The following is a 15,347-nucleotide window of genomic DNA, read 5'->3' as shown; positions in this document are numbered from 1 at the left end:
TGTCAACATGAATGAACATGTTGAAGTTTGGCCGGCTAAATGAAAATTATTGACCATATTCAAAACGCTAAAGGTAAAACCTTGTTTTCCTTTGAGTTATTGCCTCCTGCGAAAGGACAGAGCATACAGAGTATATATAAAACCATGGACGAGTTGATGGAATTCAAACCTCCGTTTATAGATGTCACCTACCATCGCGAAGATTACCTGTATAAAGAACATGCAAACGGACTGCTGGAAAGAGTATCTTACCGTAAGCGGCCGGGAACAGTAGCGATCTGTGCTGCTATTATGAATAAATATAAGGTAGATGCTGTTCCTCACCTTATTTGTGGCGGATTTACGAAAGAGGAAACTGAAAATGCATTGATCGATCTCAATTTTCTGGGCATTGATAATGTGCTGGTGCTACGCGGAGATGCACGGCGGGGAGATGCAGATTTTATCCCGACAGAAGGAGGACACTCTTTTGCGACAGATCTGCTGGAGCAGGTGGCTAATATGAATCAAGGCAGATATCTGCATGAGGATATCGAAACTTCAGAGAAGACCAATTTCTGTATAGGTGTTGCCGGGTATCCGGAGAAACATTTTGAAAGCCCGAACTTTAATACGGATTTCAAATTTCTAAAGAAAAAGATAGAGATGGGTGCCGAGTTTATTGTAACCCAAATGTTTTTTAACGTTCAGAAATACAAAGATTTTGTAACCAAATGCCGGGAGCATGATATTAATGTGCCTATTATTCCGGGATTGAAGCCAATTACTTCCAAGAAACAGCTGGTGACTTTACCGCGTGTCTTTCACCTGGATATTCCTGAAGAGCTTAGTGATGCCATAGCAGATTGTCATACTAATGCCGATGTAAGGCAGGTAGGACAGGAATGGCTGGTACAACAATGTAAGGAACTGATCGAATTCGGAGCTCCGGTGCTTCACTTCTATACGATGAGTAATCCGGGACCTACCAAAAAGATTGTAGAACAATTGTTTTAAATGTGTTTTAAATCAACAAAAGAGAAGGCCTGCATATTACATATACAGGCCTTACTTGTTAAATAGGTTGCTGGGGGTTAAAAGATATATTTGAGCCCGAATTTGACTCCGTTTTGAAATCCTGAATTCACACCGATGTTAAAGTCATTTGCTGTTTCTCCATCCTTAGGTTTTACCGCTGACCAGCCAACCAATCCGAACGATGCTTCTATTGAAAAGTGACTGCTCATAAAATAATCTATCCCGGGAGATAACTGTACACCATATCCGGTGAATTTGCTGTCTGTTTTGACTCCATTTGCGTCAATGCTATTTTTGCCGAAGGTCAGAGGAACTGCTGCCTGACCAAAAATCAAAAAGTTGTCCGTGATACCCCAATATTTCCGGGCCAATGGTTGTACGATGAATGCCTCTTCTTTGCCGACAACATCAGGGACAGTTTTATCTTTCTGCCCTAAATATCCTACCCCCAGACCAATTGCAGTCGTAGGTGCAACGAATGTACCTACAACCGGAAGTACACTGTAATGCTGGATATTACCATCCGATTGAGTGGAATAACCAGCCTCACCCATGATAAACCATTTTCCTTTGAATCCCTGAGCCTGAGCAACTGTGGCGCCGATAAGTAACATTGCAATAATTGAGAATAATAACTTTTTCATAGCATATAATATTTGTTTAACTACTTCAAATCTAAGTAGCACAGGAGCTTAAAAATATGATCGGAATCAGGAATTAAAATAAGTGCAGAGACAATTTTGTGTTTTGGAAAAGGAAAGAGAATAATGCAGATAGGTAGCATGAAAAAGTCCTGTTCTTCTTTCGCAGAACAGGACTTTTTTTTAAAAATGTATAGATATGGTTATCCTTTTTTTACTTCTTTTGCCCAGGAGTCTTTGAGGGTAACAGTGCGGTTAAATACCAGCTGATCCTTAGTGGAACGGGTATCTAATGTATAATATCCTAATCGGATAAACTGATAGCCTCTGCCTAATTGCGCATTTGCCATATCAGGTTCTAAGTAAGCTTTAGGAATAATTTTAAGACTGTCTGCATTGATGGTAGATTTGAAGTCCTCTTCTGCAGCAGGATTTTCTACGTTAAACAGACGGTCATAGAGTCTTACCTCAGCTTCTTGCGCATGTGGTACTGACACCCAATGAATCGTTCCTTTTACTTTAAGGCCACTCGTATCTTCTCCGGATTTTGAGTTTGGAATATAGTTACAGTGAATTTCTGTTATATGACCATTTTCATCCTTCACAAAATCATGGCATTCCACGATATAAGCATGTTTAAGGCGTACAGATAATCCCGGTCCTAAACGGAAGAATTTTTTTGGAGCATTCTCCATAAAGTCTTCACGTTCTATCCATAGTTCTTTGCTGAACGGAATTTTACGTGAACCTTCCCCGCCCTCTACTTCCGGATTATTCTCTCCTTCAAGTTCTTCTATCTGTCCATCCGGATAGTTGGTGATGATCATTTTGACAGGATCTAACACTGCCATTCTGCGCCATGCTGTCTTATTCAGATCTTCACGGATACAGAATTCCAGCAGACTTACATCGATAATATTTTCGCGTTTAGCAATACCAATACGCTCACAGAAGTCTACGATACTGGCAGGTGTATAGCCGCGACGACGCAGACCGCTGATGGTAGGCATACGTGGATCGTCCCATCCTTCAACATGTTTTTCATTTACCAGTTGCAGCAATTTACGCTTGCTCATAACTGTATAATTCAGGTTCAGTCGCGCAAATTCATACTGTTTTGAAGGGTAAATCTCCAATTTGTCTATACACCAGTCATACAGCGGACGGTGAGGAATAAACTCCAGTGTACACAAGGAGTGGGTGATCTTTTCAATCGCATCACTTTGTCCGTGTGCAAAGTCATACATTGGATAGATCGGCCATGTATTGCCTGTACGGTGATGATCAGCAAATTTGATCCGATACAAAAGCGGATCACGCAGATGCATATTCGGATTAGCAAGATCAATCTTTGCACGTAATACTTTTTCACCTTCTTTGTATTTTCCGGCTCTCATCTCTTCAAAAAGTGTGATGTTTTCCTCTACTGTACGATCCCGGTAAGGTGTAGGTACTCCGGGCTCGGTAGGTGTGCCTTTTGCTGCTGCAATTTCTTCAGCAGTGCTGTCATCTACATAAGCCAATCCTTTTCTGATCAGCTCGAGTGCAAAATCATAAAGTTGCTGGAAGTAATCGGATGTATATAGTTCCTGGTTCCATTGAAAACCAAGCCATTGGATATCTTTTTTAATACTTTCTACATACTCTGTGTCTTCAGTCACAGGGTTAGTGTCGTCAAAGCGAAGGTTTGTTTTTCCATTATACTTCTTTGCTAATCCGAAATTCAGACAGATGGATTTAGCATGTCCGATATGAAGGTAACCATTCGGCTCAGGAGGGAATCGGGTCAATACACGACCATCGTGCTTGCCTGTACGAAGATCCTCCTCAACGATCTCTTCAATAAAATTTAATGATTTTACTTCATTTTCCATGTTACAAAGTTAGCTATTAAGCATGATATTTTTATATGCTAATCACAGCACATAAGACCCGTATTTCAAAGGTTTTCCTATCTTTAATTCCTTAATTGACAAGTATTGATTATGATCAGATTTTCAGGCATTTTGCTCGCATTGCTTCTTCCCGTGTTATCTTTTGCTCAAAAAACCAAGAAACCGACATTGTTAGTTTATGGAAATGACATTGAAGCATTTTTTTCGGCCATACAAAGCGCAAAGTCGGGAGTTGCTACTTTGTGGGTTGTTGATCAGCAGACATTAGTTCCTTCTCTCACCGAAAAAAGTATTACGCTGGCCGGTCAGCATAATCTGGATGCCGGATTATGGAGATCTCTGCTGTTTGCTACCAACCCCGCTCTTCCCAAAAATGATTCATCAGCCCGGTTATTACAGACTGATACCAATCCTCAGCTTTTTAAGAATGGTATTGAACGAATGATCAGCGGCGAACCTAATCTCCGGGTGATTAAAAATCAAAAGATTATATCCTTAAAACGAGCTGGTAAACGGTGGGATATTGTATTAACTGATAAAGCTAAATATGAAGTGTTGTCTGTAGTGGATCTTTCTGCAGGAAATGAGTTGTCAGCATTAGCCGGACTGTCTGTTGCTAATACTACAGAATGGTTGTCTCTGGATGCATATACTCTTCAGGATCAACGGACGATTCTCGCCAGCGGACGTCTGTCTGAAGAGACTTTGTCTGTTCCTATGAAAGTATTTTTGCAAAGCCAGAAGGATAATTACTTTCAAAATCCGTTAATCAGCAAACTTAAGTCCGCTTCTGCAGATGATATCCCGTTTAGAAGTGCCGTTGGGCAGACGCTGGGTGCTATGGCAGCATATTGTGCATTTTTCAAAACGGATGCAGGTCAAATAGATATCCGGAAGTTGCAGGATGAATTACTACAGTATGGAGCCAAGATCATTCCTTATGAGGATATTCCGGTGGACGATGTGCATGCTTCGGGTTTACAAAAATTTGGTCTTGCAGGGATATTAAAAGGCGAATTCAAAGAAGGAAGATATCTGTTAAACGGAGAAGATAGCGTACGGTTTGAAGAAATCAAACCTGTATTTAATCAGTTGTATTCCCGAAGTCAGATCTGGTTTTTGGATAATGGTGGAGATATTCTAAAATGGAAAGACCTTTTGAGTCTGATTAAGTATGTCAGTCAGAGGGGGGATGAACTGGATAAACAGATCATACAGGACTGGCATAAAAAATTAAAATTTGAAGGAGAGTATGACGGTAATAAAACTGTAAGCAAATATCAGTTTGCTGTTATTGTAGATAAATACTGTAAACCTTTTGTGGTACGGACAGATCAGTCAGGTAAAATAATCAGGTAATAAAAAAGGAGATCCGATTCGGATCTCCTTTTGATTTAGTTAAGAGTAGGCAAACACTTTTCCTAAAGATTCATTGTTTGTGAATGTGGTGTCAAGATCGATCAGCTCTCCGGAGCCAATATTGATGACCATACCGTGTACGGCTAAGTCATCACGTTCTTTCCATGCATTCTGTACAATAGATGTCGTACAAAGATTGAATACCTGTTCTACAACATTGAGTTCAACCAGACGATTTGTTTTTTGTTCAGGATCCTGGATTGAATCGATTTCAGCAGCATGTAAACGGTATACATCCTTGATATGGCATAACCAGTTATCTATGACACCAAATTGTTTACGGCTCAGAGATGCTGCCACACCACCACATCCATAGTGACCTGCCACGATTACATGTTTTACTTTAAGAACATTGACGGCATAGTCTAATACGCTCAACATATTCATATCAGAGTGTACACATACGTTGGCAATGTTACGGTGCACGAATACTTCTCCCGGTTTTGTACCGGTAAGCTCATTAGCTGGAACACGGCTATCTGCACAGCCTATCCAGAGAATTTCCGGATTTTGTCCTTTTGCCAGTTGTTGAAATCGGCCGGAGGTGTCGTTTTTAACAAAGTCCATCCACTCCTTGTTGCCATCTAAAATTTTGTCGAATCCTAACTTTAAATCTTTATTTTCCATTGTTGATATTTGAAATTACTTCGTGAAAATTTACCGCTTTGATATATACAAATCTCGGTAATTAAATGTTTTATTTTTTATAAACTATATCTGTTAATTGAATATCCCGCCCTTTACTAATCGCATTTTGCTGGAAGTCTTTAATGACCTCAATGACGTCTTTATCAATGAATTTACTTTGTGACCCATTAATTTCGATTTTATCAATGTTCTTGGGTAAACTGTATAATTTTTGCTGAATCGGCACTTTATTGAGAAACGTAACTTCTTCGGCAAGTGTAATTACAGCCTTCTCGTTGTCATCCTGTTTGATAATATCAAATTTGAATGCATTTTTCATATTTGCTTTCAGGATATAAAACGTTGCTACTACGATACCTACACCAACTCCGGTCAACAAATCTGTAAATACCACTACAGCGATTGTCATGAAGAAAGGAATAAACTGATCCCAACCTTTGACATACATCTCTTTGAAAAGAGCCGGCTTTGCTAACTTGTAACCAGTATGCAATAGAATAGCGGCAAGACAAGACAGTGGAATCATGTTCAATACAGTAGGTATGGCTAATAAGGCTATAAATAACCATAAACCGTGTAACATCGCAGACTGACGTGTGCGTCCACCTGCATTTACATTGGCAGAAGAACGTACGATTACCGAAGTCATAGGAAGACCACCCAGCATACCACTGGCCATATTACCTACACCTTGTGCAATCAGCTCCCTGTTAGTTGGTGTATTGCGTTTGAACGGATCTATTTTATCTACAGCCTCTATGCTAAGGAGGGTCTCCAGACTGGCAATGATAGCAATTGTAAAAGCTACGATCCAAACCTCTTTATTTACGATCTGAGAGAAATCCGGTAGCGTAAATAGGCCTGTAAATTCTGAAAACGACCCTACAACAGGTACAGTCACAAGTTGTGCCTGACTTAACTGAAAGGAAGTGCCCTGAAATGCCATCGCTAAACCAAGTCCCACAGCTACAACTAACAGAGGTGCCGGAATTTTGTTTACCTTCGGAAGTTTAGGCCAATAGATCAGAATCGCCAATGAAAGCAGACAGATGATCAATGCGCCATAATTAATAGAATCCAGTAATGTATCTGCAAACGCAGCAACACCTCCACCGTTATCCATTTCAAAGGCATGTTTTTCCGTTAGTCCCATCGCTAATGGAATTTGTTTGAGGATAATAGTGATACCAATTGCTGCAAGCATACCAATGATAACAGAGGAAGGAAAATAATTTCCGATCATACCTGCTTTCACGATACCCAGAATCAATTGTATAATTCCGGCAATTACTACAGCTAATAAGAATGTCTCATAAGCGCCCAGTTGCTGGATTGCACCAAGTACAATCACAGTCAGACCTGCGGCCGGACCACTGACACTAAGAGGTGATTTACTGATGGAGGCTACTACAATACCTCCGATTATTCCCGTCAAGATGCCTGCAAAAAGAGGTGCTCCCGATGCCATGGCGATACCAAGACATAATGGCAAAGCCACTAAAAATACGACAATACTTGAAGGGAAATCATATTTTAAGTCTCTTTTCGATAGTTTTAGAAAAGCAGACATACGTGTACCAAACATAAAAATGGTGTTTTACTGTTAAAAAAATCTAATGATAATAGCCTGAGACCCGGATACAGGTGCTCAGCTCAACTAATGCGATAGTTGATTAACAGTTAGGCGGAGGGGTGGGTACAGAAGGATGAAAGGCACAAATGTGTTTTTCATCCCAAAAGTGGAATTCATTGTTTTTAACAACAGTCTCCGGGCAGGAGAATGTTGTAATGTCAGCAGTTCCACTGAAATATTTAGAACCACTATCCTGATGATCTTCTGCCTGAGAAGGCGCTTTTGCGTTATTCTCAATCTCAATCTGTAGTACGACTTGCAGGATGTGATCTTTGTCAACAGAAGAAGAAAAGATAGGTGTAGCAGAAATCACCATCTTCGTGAAGAAGATGAAAAAGCAAATTAATGCTGATACTTTTCTGTGCTTTCTGCTAAACATTATGGTTCGTGTTACTTTATACTAACAACACAAAAATAGGCGAAAAAAATAAAAAACAAAATTAAAGACTAAATAAATCACTTTTTATAACATAAATTTTGCAAAAGATGACTTTTCAGATACAAAATTCTATTGGAAGCTTTTTGCACGATCTTTGATATAGTCCGTAAACTATCTTATCTTCACATAATAACCGGAGATAGAAGAATAGAATTTTTATGGCAACAAAGGAACAATTTATTGAAAAGATTACAGCCTCTTATCAACCAAAGGGAGCTTTTATTTTCCTGGGGGCAGGAATTTTCAATGGAGAGATCGTCGCTGAAGCAAAAGTAAACCTAGCGCTGAAGATGATGAACAGACATGGTCTGATTGCAGGTGCTACAGGTACCGGTAAGACAAGGACCTTACAACTCATTGCAGAGCAACTTTCCAATGAACAGGTTCCGGTATTTATGCTGGATGTGAAAGGAGATTTATCAGGCTTTGCTCAGGAAGGAAAATCTAATCCTGCACTGGAGGAAAGAGGGCAGGCTATTGCTTACCCTTTTCAACCGCAAAATTTCCCCGTAGAACTCTATTCTCTCAGTGGCAATAAAGGGATTCCGATGCGGATCACTATAGAAGACTTCGGGCCGGTACTTTTGTCCCGTATTCTGGATCTGAATGAAACACAGTCGGGTGTATTAGCGGCCATATTCAAATATGCCGGCGATAAGCAAATGCCGTTAGTAGACCTTGTTGATTTGAAAAAATTACTTACTTATCTTTCAGATGGACCAGGAGCAGCAGAAATCAGTAATGATTATGGCCGTATCAGTTCAGCTACCTCAGGTACGATATTGAGAAAAATAGTTGCCATCGAGCAGCAAGGATTGGCCCATATTTTCGGAGAGAAGGAATTTGAAATTCAGGATTTGTTCCAGAAAATAGACGGTAAGGGCGTTATCAGTCTTTTGAATATTTCTGATGTACAGGATCAGCCTTTGTTATTTTCCACATTTTTATTAAGTCTCCTTGCACAACTTTTTAAAAATCTTCCGGAAGTAGGTGATCTGGACAGACCAAAACTTGTATTTTTCTTTGATGAAGCTCATTTATTGTTTAACGGTGCTTCTAAAGCATTCCTTTCTCAGGTAGAGCAGATTATAAGGTTAATACGGTCAAAGGGGGTAGGTGTATTCTTCTGTACGCAGGCTGCAACTGATGTACCGGAAACAGTTCTTGGTCAATTGGGAAATCGCGTACAACATGCTCTGCGGGCATTTACGCCTAATGATGCCGAAGCACTGCGGAAGACTGTAAAGACATATCCGCATTCTGAATTTTATGAGATAGATAAAATTCTTACTTCTTTAGGTACAGGACAAGCCATGATCACTGTATTGAATGATAAGGGTATTCCTACGGAAGTAGTCGCTACACATATGATAGGTCCGCGCTCTGTAATGGGACCTGTAGATCCACAGACCTACACGGACATTATCAATAATTCGCCTTTACTGCAAAAATATAAAGAGTCTGTCAATAACCGGAGTGCTGAAGAAATCATTGAAGAAAAAATGGAAGAAGCACAACGGGCTAAGGCTCAGCAGGAGGCTGCCAAAGCGCAGTCAGCATCGGGGCGTCCAGCTTCCAGAAGACAGACACCACTGGAGGCAGCACAGAAAACAGCCACCACTACATTGGCCAGAGAAGGAGTAAAGTTACTAAGTAAACTGGCTAACGGACTTTTAACAGCTTTTCTAAAGAAAAAATGATAGAAATTGTATCTTTGCAACTTTCAGTAACACTGTTATTTTCAACTTGTAAACTATAATAAAAAATATGGGTAAACCAACTTTATTGATATTAGCTGCGGGAATGGCTAGTCGCTACGGTTCTTTAAAACAAATTGATGGTTTTGGTCCTCACGGCGAGACTATTATTGATTATTCTATCTATGATGCGATCAAAGCCGGATTCGGAAAAGTCGTGTTTATTATCAGAGAAGAATTTCTTGATAAAATGAGAGAAGTCTTTGACGCTAAGTTGAGCGGTAAGATTGAAGTTGATTACGCCTTTCAGGATTTCGATTTAAAGAAATTTGGAATAGATAGAGAGATAGAGCGCTCTAAACCGTGGGGTACGGCACACGCAGTATTAAGTGCAAAAAATCAGATCAATGGGCCTTTTTGTGTTATCAATGCGGATGATTTCTACGGAACGGATTCCTTTGTGAAGATGGCGGAATTCCTTACAACAGAAGTGACGGATAAGCAAATGGCTCTCATGGGATTCCGTGTAGATAACACTTTGTCCGATCACGGATATGTATCCAGAGGTGTCTGCGAAGTCTCGGACTCAGGTCATATGAAGAGTGTGACAGAGCGTACAAAGATCTATTATAAGGATATCGATGGGGAGAAGAAAATCGTTTTTGAAGAAAACGGAGTAGAGACAGAGCTGGATCCGAATAGCCGTGTTTCTATGAACTTCTGGGGTTTCACACCATTAGTATTTGAGCAGGCTGAAAAAATGTTCCATACATTTGTGGAAGAAAATGCGGATGATCCTAAATCAGAATTCTTTATCCCTTCTGTAGCAGATGCACTGGTACAGACAGGACAGACAGACTTTAAAGTAATTCCGACTTCATCCAAATGGTTTGGAGTAACATATAAAGAAGATAAAGAGATCGTTCAGGAAAGCATCTCTAAGCTTGTAGCGGACGGAGCTTATCCGGAAAAATTATTTTAAGCGATAGATACGATTAATAGAAATCCCGTGACAATATGTTGCGGGATTTTTTTATGTTTGATAATAAGTTAACAATCTCTAACACGATAAGCCTGTGCTCAGAAAAATGTTTAAAATCCTGATGATAATTTTCGGTTCTATCATCGCCATTGTATTAGTTTACTGGTTAGCAGAACGTATTCTATCCCGGATACCCGCCCGTGCGGCCACATCAGATGCACCAAAGACCATCACGGTATACATTATGTCTAATGGCGTACATACAGATATTGTACTTCCTGTAAAGCAGGACAATATGGACTGGGCAACTATCTTCCCTTACAGTAATAATGTAAGTAAAGATACAGTCTATAATTTTGTGAGTATAGGCTGGGGAGATAAGGGATTTTATCTGAATACACCGGAATGGAAAGATCTTAAAGCTTCTACAGCTTTTGTGGCAGCAACAGGTCTCGGAGAAACGGCATTGCATGTAACCTACTATAAGCGTATCGTGGAAGATGAACTCTGTTATAAATGGATGATCGATACAGTGCAATATCATGCGCTTATAGATCATGTTAAGGAAGCATTGGATTATGATAGTCAGGGAAACCCAATTGTGATACAGACAAAAGCTCAGTATACAAATTCAGACGCCTTCTATGAGGCTAAAGGTGCTTATAGTATGTTCTATTCCTGTAATACCTGGACCAATCAGGGATTAAAAAGAGCAAATATGCCTGCCGGTATATGGGCAACACTGGATAAAGGAATATTAAGTCATTATAAAAAGTAAAGTTTATTTGTCATTATGTAATGTTTGTTTTACATTTGTTTTAATAACAAATGTAAACCCTAAACTCATTATGAAAAAAATTCCTTTATTACCCCGGTATTTCCGTTGGATAGGAGTGATTTTATTTACACTCACTCTGGTTCTTTATGTAATTGATACAATAGAAAGAGGAGGAGAAGGTATCTATACCAAATCTTTTGTTCTTATCAATGATCCTTTTATGAGTGAAAAAGGATTTCTGAAGTTTATGGAGGTGGAAATTACATTGACTTTGTTTCTTAGTTTAACTCTTTTTGGTCTGGCAGCCATCGCTTTTTCAAGGAATAAAGTTGAGGATGAGATGATTAATTCAGTCCGGTTGTTTTCGTGGTCCTGGGCTATTATTTATGCCTTGATTTTTTGTTTTATAGCTACTGTTTTTGTTTATGGTACTACGTTCGTTAGGATCATATCTTTATTTCCTCAGGAACTGCTGTTATTTTATATTATCATTTTTCATATTAGTATTTTTAAATTAAACAGGAAAACTGCAGTTGAAGAATAATATTAAAATAAACAGGGTGATAAAGGGCTATTCTCAGGAGCAATTAGCCATTTTGGTAAATGTGAGCAGGCAAACCATTAATGCATTAGAAGCAGGTAAGTATGTTCCTTCGACAGTACTTTCTTTAAAAATATCGCAGGCTTTGGATAAGTCTGTTGAAGAATTATTTGAACTGGATGAGGGAGATTAGAACTTCAAAACAAAAGCCCGAAGGTATTACCTTCGGGCTTTGTTATGTAAAAAGGAGGTTGTTATTTTACCTCTTCGTAATCTACGTCAGTTACATCATCTGCTCCGCCTTGATTTCCACCTGGCTGGCCTTGTCCGGCATCACCCTGAGGCTGTGCACCATTGTTAGATGCTGCATACATTTCTTCAGAAGCAGCATTCCATGCAGCTTGTAATTCTGCTGAAGCAGTATCGATATCTGCAAAGTTTTTAGCAGCATAAGCAGTTTTCAATTTCTCTAAACCAGCTTCAATAGTTGCTTTTTTGTCTGCAGAGATCTTATCTCCGTATTCTTTTAGTTGTTTTTCAGTAGAAAATACTAAAGCATCTGCAGCATTGATTTTATCTGCTTCTTCTTTGATTTTCTTATCCGCATCCGCATTTGCTTCAGCTTCCTGTTTCATTTTTTGGATTTCTTCATCAGACAAACCTGAAGATGCTTCAATACGGATATTTTGCTCTTTTCCGGTTGCTTTATCTTTTGCCGAAACCTTGATGATACCGTTGGCATCAATATCAAATGTTACTTCGATCTGAGGCACTCCACGAGGAGCTGCAGGGATATCATTCAGGTGGAAACGACCGATTGTACGGTTTTGAGCAGCCATTGGACGCTCTCCCTGAAGAATATGAATTTCTACAGAAGGCTGATTGTCAGATGCTGTAGAGAATGTTTCAGATTTTTTCGTAGGAATAGTTGTATTCGCTTCGATTAATTTGGTCATTACGCCACCCATTGTCTCGATACCCAATGAAAGAGGGGTAACATCTAATAACAATACATCTTTTACTTCACCTGTCAATACACCACCCTGAATTGCAGCACCTAATGCTACTACTTCATCCGGGTTAACACCTTTTGAAGGCTCTTTTCCAAAGAAGTTTTTAACAGCGTCCACAATTGCAGGAATACGAGTCGAACCACCTACCAGGATAATTTCATCGATGTCAGATTTACTGTATCCGGCATTTTTCAATGCAGATTCACAAGGTTTGATAGTACGTTGGATCAGATCTGCAGCCAAAGATTCGAATTTAGCACGTGATAATGTACGTACAAGGTGTTTCGGACCTGTAGCATCAGCTGTAATATATGGCAGATTGATTTCTGTAGAAGTTGTGCTTGATAATTCAATTTTTGCTTTTTCAGCAGCTTCTTTCAGACGTTGCAATGCCATAGGATCTTTTTTCAGATCAAAGCCATTATTTTCATTTTTAAATTCGTCGTTCAACCAGTTGATGATCACATTGTCAAAGTCGTCACCACCTAAGTGTGTATCACCGTCAGTAGATTTTACTTCAAATACACCATCACCTAATTCCAGGACTGAAACGTCATGTGTACCACCACCACAGTCAAAGACAACGATTTTCATGTCTTTATGCGCTTTATCCAGACCGTATGCCAATGCAGCAGCAGTAGGTTCATTGATAATACGTTTTACTGTCAGACCTGCGATCTCTCCTGCTTCTTTTGTCGCCTGACGCTGTGCGTCATTAAAGTATGCAGGTACAGTGATAACGGCCTCTGTAACTTCCTGACCTAAGAAATCTTCAGCGGTTTTCTTCATTTTCTGAAGAATCATAGCTGAAATCTCCTGAGGAGTATACTTGCGGTCGTCAATTTCTACACGAGGTGTATTATTATCACCTTTTACGACTTTATATGGTACATGTTCTGCTTCTTTAACAGATTCATCATAAGATGTACCCATAAAACGTTTGATAGAATAAACCGTTTTGTGTGGATTTGTAATTGCTTGACGTTTTGCAGGATCACCTACCTTGCGCTCTCCTCCATCAACAAATGCAACGATAGAAGGTGTAGTACGTTTACCTTCGTTGTTGGCTATAACTACTGGCTCGTTACCTTCCATTACAGCAACGCATGAGTTCGTAGTACCTAAGTCAATTCCTATAATTTTAGACATATCTTGTATTTTATTTATTTTTAATGTTTCGCAATACTATTATCAACCCTTATGCCAATTGGCAGCTTTCGTTCAAAATCGTATAAATATGATCTTAAACGATATTTTGCGTGACAAACTGTCATATCATTGTTTTAATGCACTGTCTTTATTGCTTTGGTTTATTTATTTTGTCACATTTGCACTCTCAAAAAACATTATAGAAGGCAGATCATGAAATTTGAAGCATACTTAGCGTATTTCGAAGACATTCTCCATAATCCAGCAGCACATGCAGCATATCAGGATGAAGAATATTTTCACTATACCAAAATGAACTGGAGCAGAATGAGCCGTTGGCTGAAAAAGTTTGAACCTTCAGTAGAAGCAAAGGCTTTTTTCGGGACTATTACGACAAAGCAACATTGGATTCTGATTACTGAACCCTGGTGCGGAGATGCAGCACACTCTGTTCCGATGATCTATAAGATGGTCAAAGACAATCCGAATATTGAATTGGATATTCAGTTGAGGGATACAGCTCCTTTTTTAATTGAGCAGTATCTGACCAATGGGGGAAAGTCTGTTCCAAAGCTGATTATTCGTAATGAAGCCGGAGAAGATCTGGCAGTATGGGGTCCGCGACCTGATGGATGTACAGCCGTATTTATGCAAATGAAAACAAAAGGAGCTGAGTTTGAAGAAATCAAAGAGGAAATCCAAAAATGGTACAATCAGGATAAAGGGGAAGAGATTCAACGTGAACTGATCAAGCTGTTAAGTTGATTTGTTTAACGGTACATTATATAAAACAGAAACGTCCGGCAATTTTGCAGGACGTTTCTGTTTTTCAACAGGTAGGTTGAATATTTTGAAGTCTATCGTTTGCCAGCATTTTCCAGGACCTGCGCAATAGCGGTATATCCTCTTGCTTTGGCATGTTCCAGAGCTGTTACATTATCTTTGTCCGGAATGTTGATATCGCAACCGGCTTTTACCAACGTATTCACGATTTCGACATAAACTTCACTGCCATTTCCGAGGACTATGGCTTCCATTAAAGCTGTCCATCCAAGTCTGTTAATATGATTAATGGGAAATTTCGGAGTTCCGGACAGTAATTTTACAACATCCAGATGTCCTCTTTCGCAAGCAGGGATCAAAGCGGTGCCATGGTAGCGGTTGTATATATCGAAACGGGCTCCGTGTTCAAGAAAAAGCTGTACTAATTCCGTATACCCTGCAGCTCCGGCATAAAGAAACGGGCTGTCGAAAATATCATCCTGCAGATTGACATCAGCACCGTTGTTAACCAGTAATCTCGCCATCTCTATGTATCGGGATTGGGTGGCAATTAATAACAAAGATTTGGCATTTTTATCTTTTGAATTGACATCGGCCCCGTTTTTAAGAAGGGATTCTACTTCTGCCAGTTGATTTGCTTTAACAGCTTCTACAATAGAAGTCTGAAGTTGTGATGACGTTTCGGTTTTCATATCTGCCTCGCAAGCGTTTA

General features: G+C 39.6%; 15 protein-coding genes. 8 read left to right on the top strand and 7 right to left on the bottom strand.

Going from position 1 to position 15,347, the window contains the following annotated elements:
• Window positions 1–39 precede the first annotated feature (39 nt).
• Complete coding sequence (locus HMPREF0766_RS16810) at window positions 40–996, top strand: methylenetetrahydrofolate reductase (protein ID WP_002999798.1); 957 nt, start codon at window positions 40–42, stop codon at window positions 994–996.
• A gap of 77 nt (window positions 997–1,073) precedes the next feature.
• On the opposite strand, the gene HMPREF0766_RS16805 is transcribed toward HMPREF0766_RS16810, so the two are convergent.
• Both HMPREF0766_RS16805 and HMPREF0766_RS16800 read right to left on the bottom strand, forming a co-directional pair.
• Complete coding sequence (locus tag HMPREF0766_RS16805) at window positions 1,074–1,661, bottom strand: outer membrane beta-barrel protein (RefSeq protein WP_236590600.1); 588 nt, start codon at window positions 1,659–1,661, stop codon at window positions 1,074–1,076.
• Window positions 1,662–1,861: 200 nt separating this feature from the next.
• Complete coding sequence (locus HMPREF0766_RS16800) at window positions 1,862–3,532, bottom strand: glutamine--tRNA ligase/YqeY domain fusion protein (protein ID WP_002999792.1); 1,671 nt, start codon at window positions 3,530–3,532, stop codon at window positions 1,862–1,864.
• A 111-nt stretch (window positions 3,533–3,643) separates the two neighbouring features.
• Between HMPREF0766_RS16800 and HMPREF0766_RS16795 the strand changes: the two genes are divergently transcribed.
• The gene (locus HMPREF0766_RS16795; protein ID WP_002999789.1) at window positions 3,644–4,912 is read left to right on the top strand and encodes a hypothetical protein; all 1,269 of its coding nucleotides are present in this window, start codon (window positions 3,644–3,646) and stop codon (window positions 4,910–4,912) included.
• Between the two features lie 39 nt (window positions 4,913–4,951).
• Here HMPREF0766_RS16795 and HMPREF0766_RS16790 read toward each other — a convergent pair whose 3' ends face one another.
• The 3 genes from HMPREF0766_RS16790 to HMPREF0766_RS16780 form a co-directional block, all read right to left on the bottom strand.
• Window positions 4,952–5,599, bottom strand: coding sequence for a carbonic anhydrase (locus tag HMPREF0766_RS16790; RefSeq protein WP_002999786.1), 648 nt, complete (start codon window positions 5,597–5,599; stop codon window positions 4,952–4,954).
• Window positions 5,600–5,669: 70 nt separating this feature from the next.
• Entirely contained in the window at window positions 5,670–7,205 is a 1,536-nt protein-coding gene (locus HMPREF0766_RS16785) for a SulP family inorganic anion transporter (protein ID WP_002999784.1), read from the bottom strand.
• Window positions 7,206–7,293: 88 nt separating this feature from the next.
• The gene (locus HMPREF0766_RS16780; protein WP_236590599.1) at window positions 7,294–7,632 is read right to left on the bottom strand and encodes a hypothetical protein; all 339 of its coding nucleotides are present in this window, start codon (window positions 7,630–7,632) and stop codon (window positions 7,294–7,296) included.
• A gap of 218 nt (window positions 7,633–7,850) precedes the next feature.
• On the opposite strand from HMPREF0766_RS16780, the gene HMPREF0766_RS16775 reads away from it, so the two are divergent.
• The 5 genes from HMPREF0766_RS16775 to HMPREF0766_RS16755 all read left to right on the top strand — a co-directional run bounded on the left by HMPREF0766_RS16775 (window position 7,851) and on the right by HMPREF0766_RS16755 (window position 11,883).
• Complete coding sequence (locus tag HMPREF0766_RS16775) at window positions 7,851–9,392, top strand: helicase HerA-like domain-containing protein (protein ID WP_002999780.1); 1,542 nt, start codon at window positions 7,851–7,853, stop codon at window positions 9,390–9,392.
• A 67-nt stretch (window positions 9,393–9,459) separates the two neighbouring features.
• Window positions 9,460–10,371 carry a nucleotidyltransferase family protein gene (locus tag HMPREF0766_RS16770; protein ID WP_002999778.1) on the top strand — a complete coding sequence of 304 codons (912 nt, stop codon included), beginning with the start codon at window positions 9,460–9,462 and terminating at the stop codon, window positions 10,369–10,371.
• Between the two features lie 106 nt (window positions 10,372–10,477).
• Complete coding sequence (locus HMPREF0766_RS16765) at window positions 10,478–11,149, top strand: TIGR02117 family protein (RefSeq protein WP_002999776.1); 672 nt, start codon at window positions 10,478–10,480, stop codon at window positions 11,147–11,149.
• Between the two features lie 70 nt (window positions 11,150–11,219).
• Window positions 11,220–11,693: a hypothetical protein gene (locus HMPREF0766_RS16760; RefSeq protein ID WP_002999775.1), complete on the top strand. Its 474-nt coding sequence runs from the start codon at window positions 11,220–11,222 to the stop codon at window positions 11,691–11,693.
• A complete protein-coding gene (locus HMPREF0766_RS16755) occupies window positions 11,683–11,883 on the top strand; it encodes a helix-turn-helix transcriptional regulator (protein ID WP_002999773.1) in 201 nt (66 codons plus the stop codon). The genes HMPREF0766_RS16760 and HMPREF0766_RS16755 overlap by 11 nt, the downstream gene beginning before the upstream one ends.
• Window positions 11,884–11,944: 61 nt before the next feature.
• Here HMPREF0766_RS16755 and dnaK read toward each other — a convergent pair whose 3' ends face one another.
• Window positions 11,945–13,852, bottom strand: a complete 1,908-nt coding sequence (dnaK, locus tag HMPREF0766_RS16750) for a molecular chaperone DnaK (protein ID WP_002999771.1) — start codon at window positions 13,850–13,852, stop codon at window positions 11,945–11,947.
• Between the two features lie 213 nt (window positions 13,853–14,065).
• Between dnaK and HMPREF0766_RS16745 the strand changes: the two genes are divergently transcribed.
• A complete protein-coding gene (locus HMPREF0766_RS16745) occupies window positions 14,066–14,617 on the top strand; it encodes a thioredoxin family protein (RefSeq protein WP_002999767.1) in 552 nt (183 codons plus the stop codon).
• A 92-nt stretch (window positions 14,618–14,709) separates the two neighbouring features.
• Here the strand turns inward: HMPREF0766_RS16745 and HMPREF0766_RS16740 are convergent, their stop codons facing one another.
• Window positions 14,710–15,327: an ankyrin repeat domain-containing protein gene (locus HMPREF0766_RS16740; protein WP_236590598.1), complete on the bottom strand. Its 618-nt coding sequence runs from the start codon at window positions 15,325–15,327 to the stop codon at window positions 14,710–14,712.
• Window positions 15,328–15,347: the final 20 nt, after the last annotated feature.

It is taken from the genome of Sphingobacterium spiritivorum ATCC 33861, assembly GCF_000143765.1.
Lineage (GTDB): Bacteria > Bacteroidota > Bacteroidia > Sphingobacteriales > Sphingobacteriaceae > Sphingobacterium > Sphingobacterium spiritivorum.
Note: the sequence above shows the minus strand (reverse complement) of the source record. Positions and strands in the feature narration are given on the sequence as shown.

Coding starts and splice junctions, on each gene's coding strand:
- HMPREF0766_RS16810 (WP_002999798.1), top strand. CDS start 40: ATGAAAATTATTGACCATATTCAAAACGCTAAAGGTAAAACCTTGTTT.
- HMPREF0766_RS16805 (WP_236590600.1), bottom strand. CDS start 1,661: ATGAAAAAGTTATTATTCTCAATTATTGCAATGTTACTTATCGGCGCC.
- HMPREF0766_RS16800 (WP_002999792.1), bottom strand. CDS start 3,532: ATGGAAAATGAAGTAAAATCATTAAATTTTATTGAAGAGATCGTTGAG.
- HMPREF0766_RS16795 (WP_002999789.1), top strand. CDS start 3,644: ATGATCAGATTTTCAGGCATTTTGCTCGCATTGCTTCTTCCCGTGTTA.
- HMPREF0766_RS16790 (WP_002999786.1), bottom strand. CDS start 5,599: ATGGAAAATAAAGATTTAAAGTTAGGATTCGACAAAATTTTAGATGGC.
- HMPREF0766_RS16785 (WP_002999784.1), bottom strand. CDS start 7,205: ATGTTTGGTACACGTATGTCTGCTTTTCTAAAACTATCGAAAAGAGAC.
- HMPREF0766_RS16780 (WP_236590599.1), bottom strand. CDS start 7,632: ATGTTTAGCAGAAAGCACAGAAAAGTATCAGCATTAATTTGCTTTTTC.
- HMPREF0766_RS16775 (WP_002999780.1), top strand. CDS start 7,851: ATGGCAACAAAGGAACAATTTATTGAAAAGATTACAGCCTCTTATCAA.
- HMPREF0766_RS16770 (WP_002999778.1), top strand. CDS start 9,460: ATGGGTAAACCAACTTTATTGATATTAGCTGCGGGAATGGCTAGTCGC.
- HMPREF0766_RS16765 (WP_002999776.1), top strand. CDS start 10,478: ATGTTTAAAATCCTGATGATAATTTTCGGTTCTATCATCGCCATTGTA.
- HMPREF0766_RS16760 (WP_002999775.1), top strand. CDS start 11,220: ATGAAAAAAATTCCTTTATTACCCCGGTATTTCCGTTGGATAGGAGTG.
- dnaK (WP_002999771.1), bottom strand. CDS start 13,852: ATGTCTAAAATTATAGGAATTGACTTAGGTACTACGAACTCATGCGTT.
- HMPREF0766_RS16745 (WP_002999767.1), top strand. CDS start 14,066: ATGAAATTTGAAGCATACTTAGCGTATTTCGAAGACATTCTCCATAAT.
- HMPREF0766_RS16740 (WP_236590598.1), bottom strand. CDS start 15,327: ATGAAAACCGAAACGTCATCACAACTTCAGACTTCTATTGTAGAAGCT.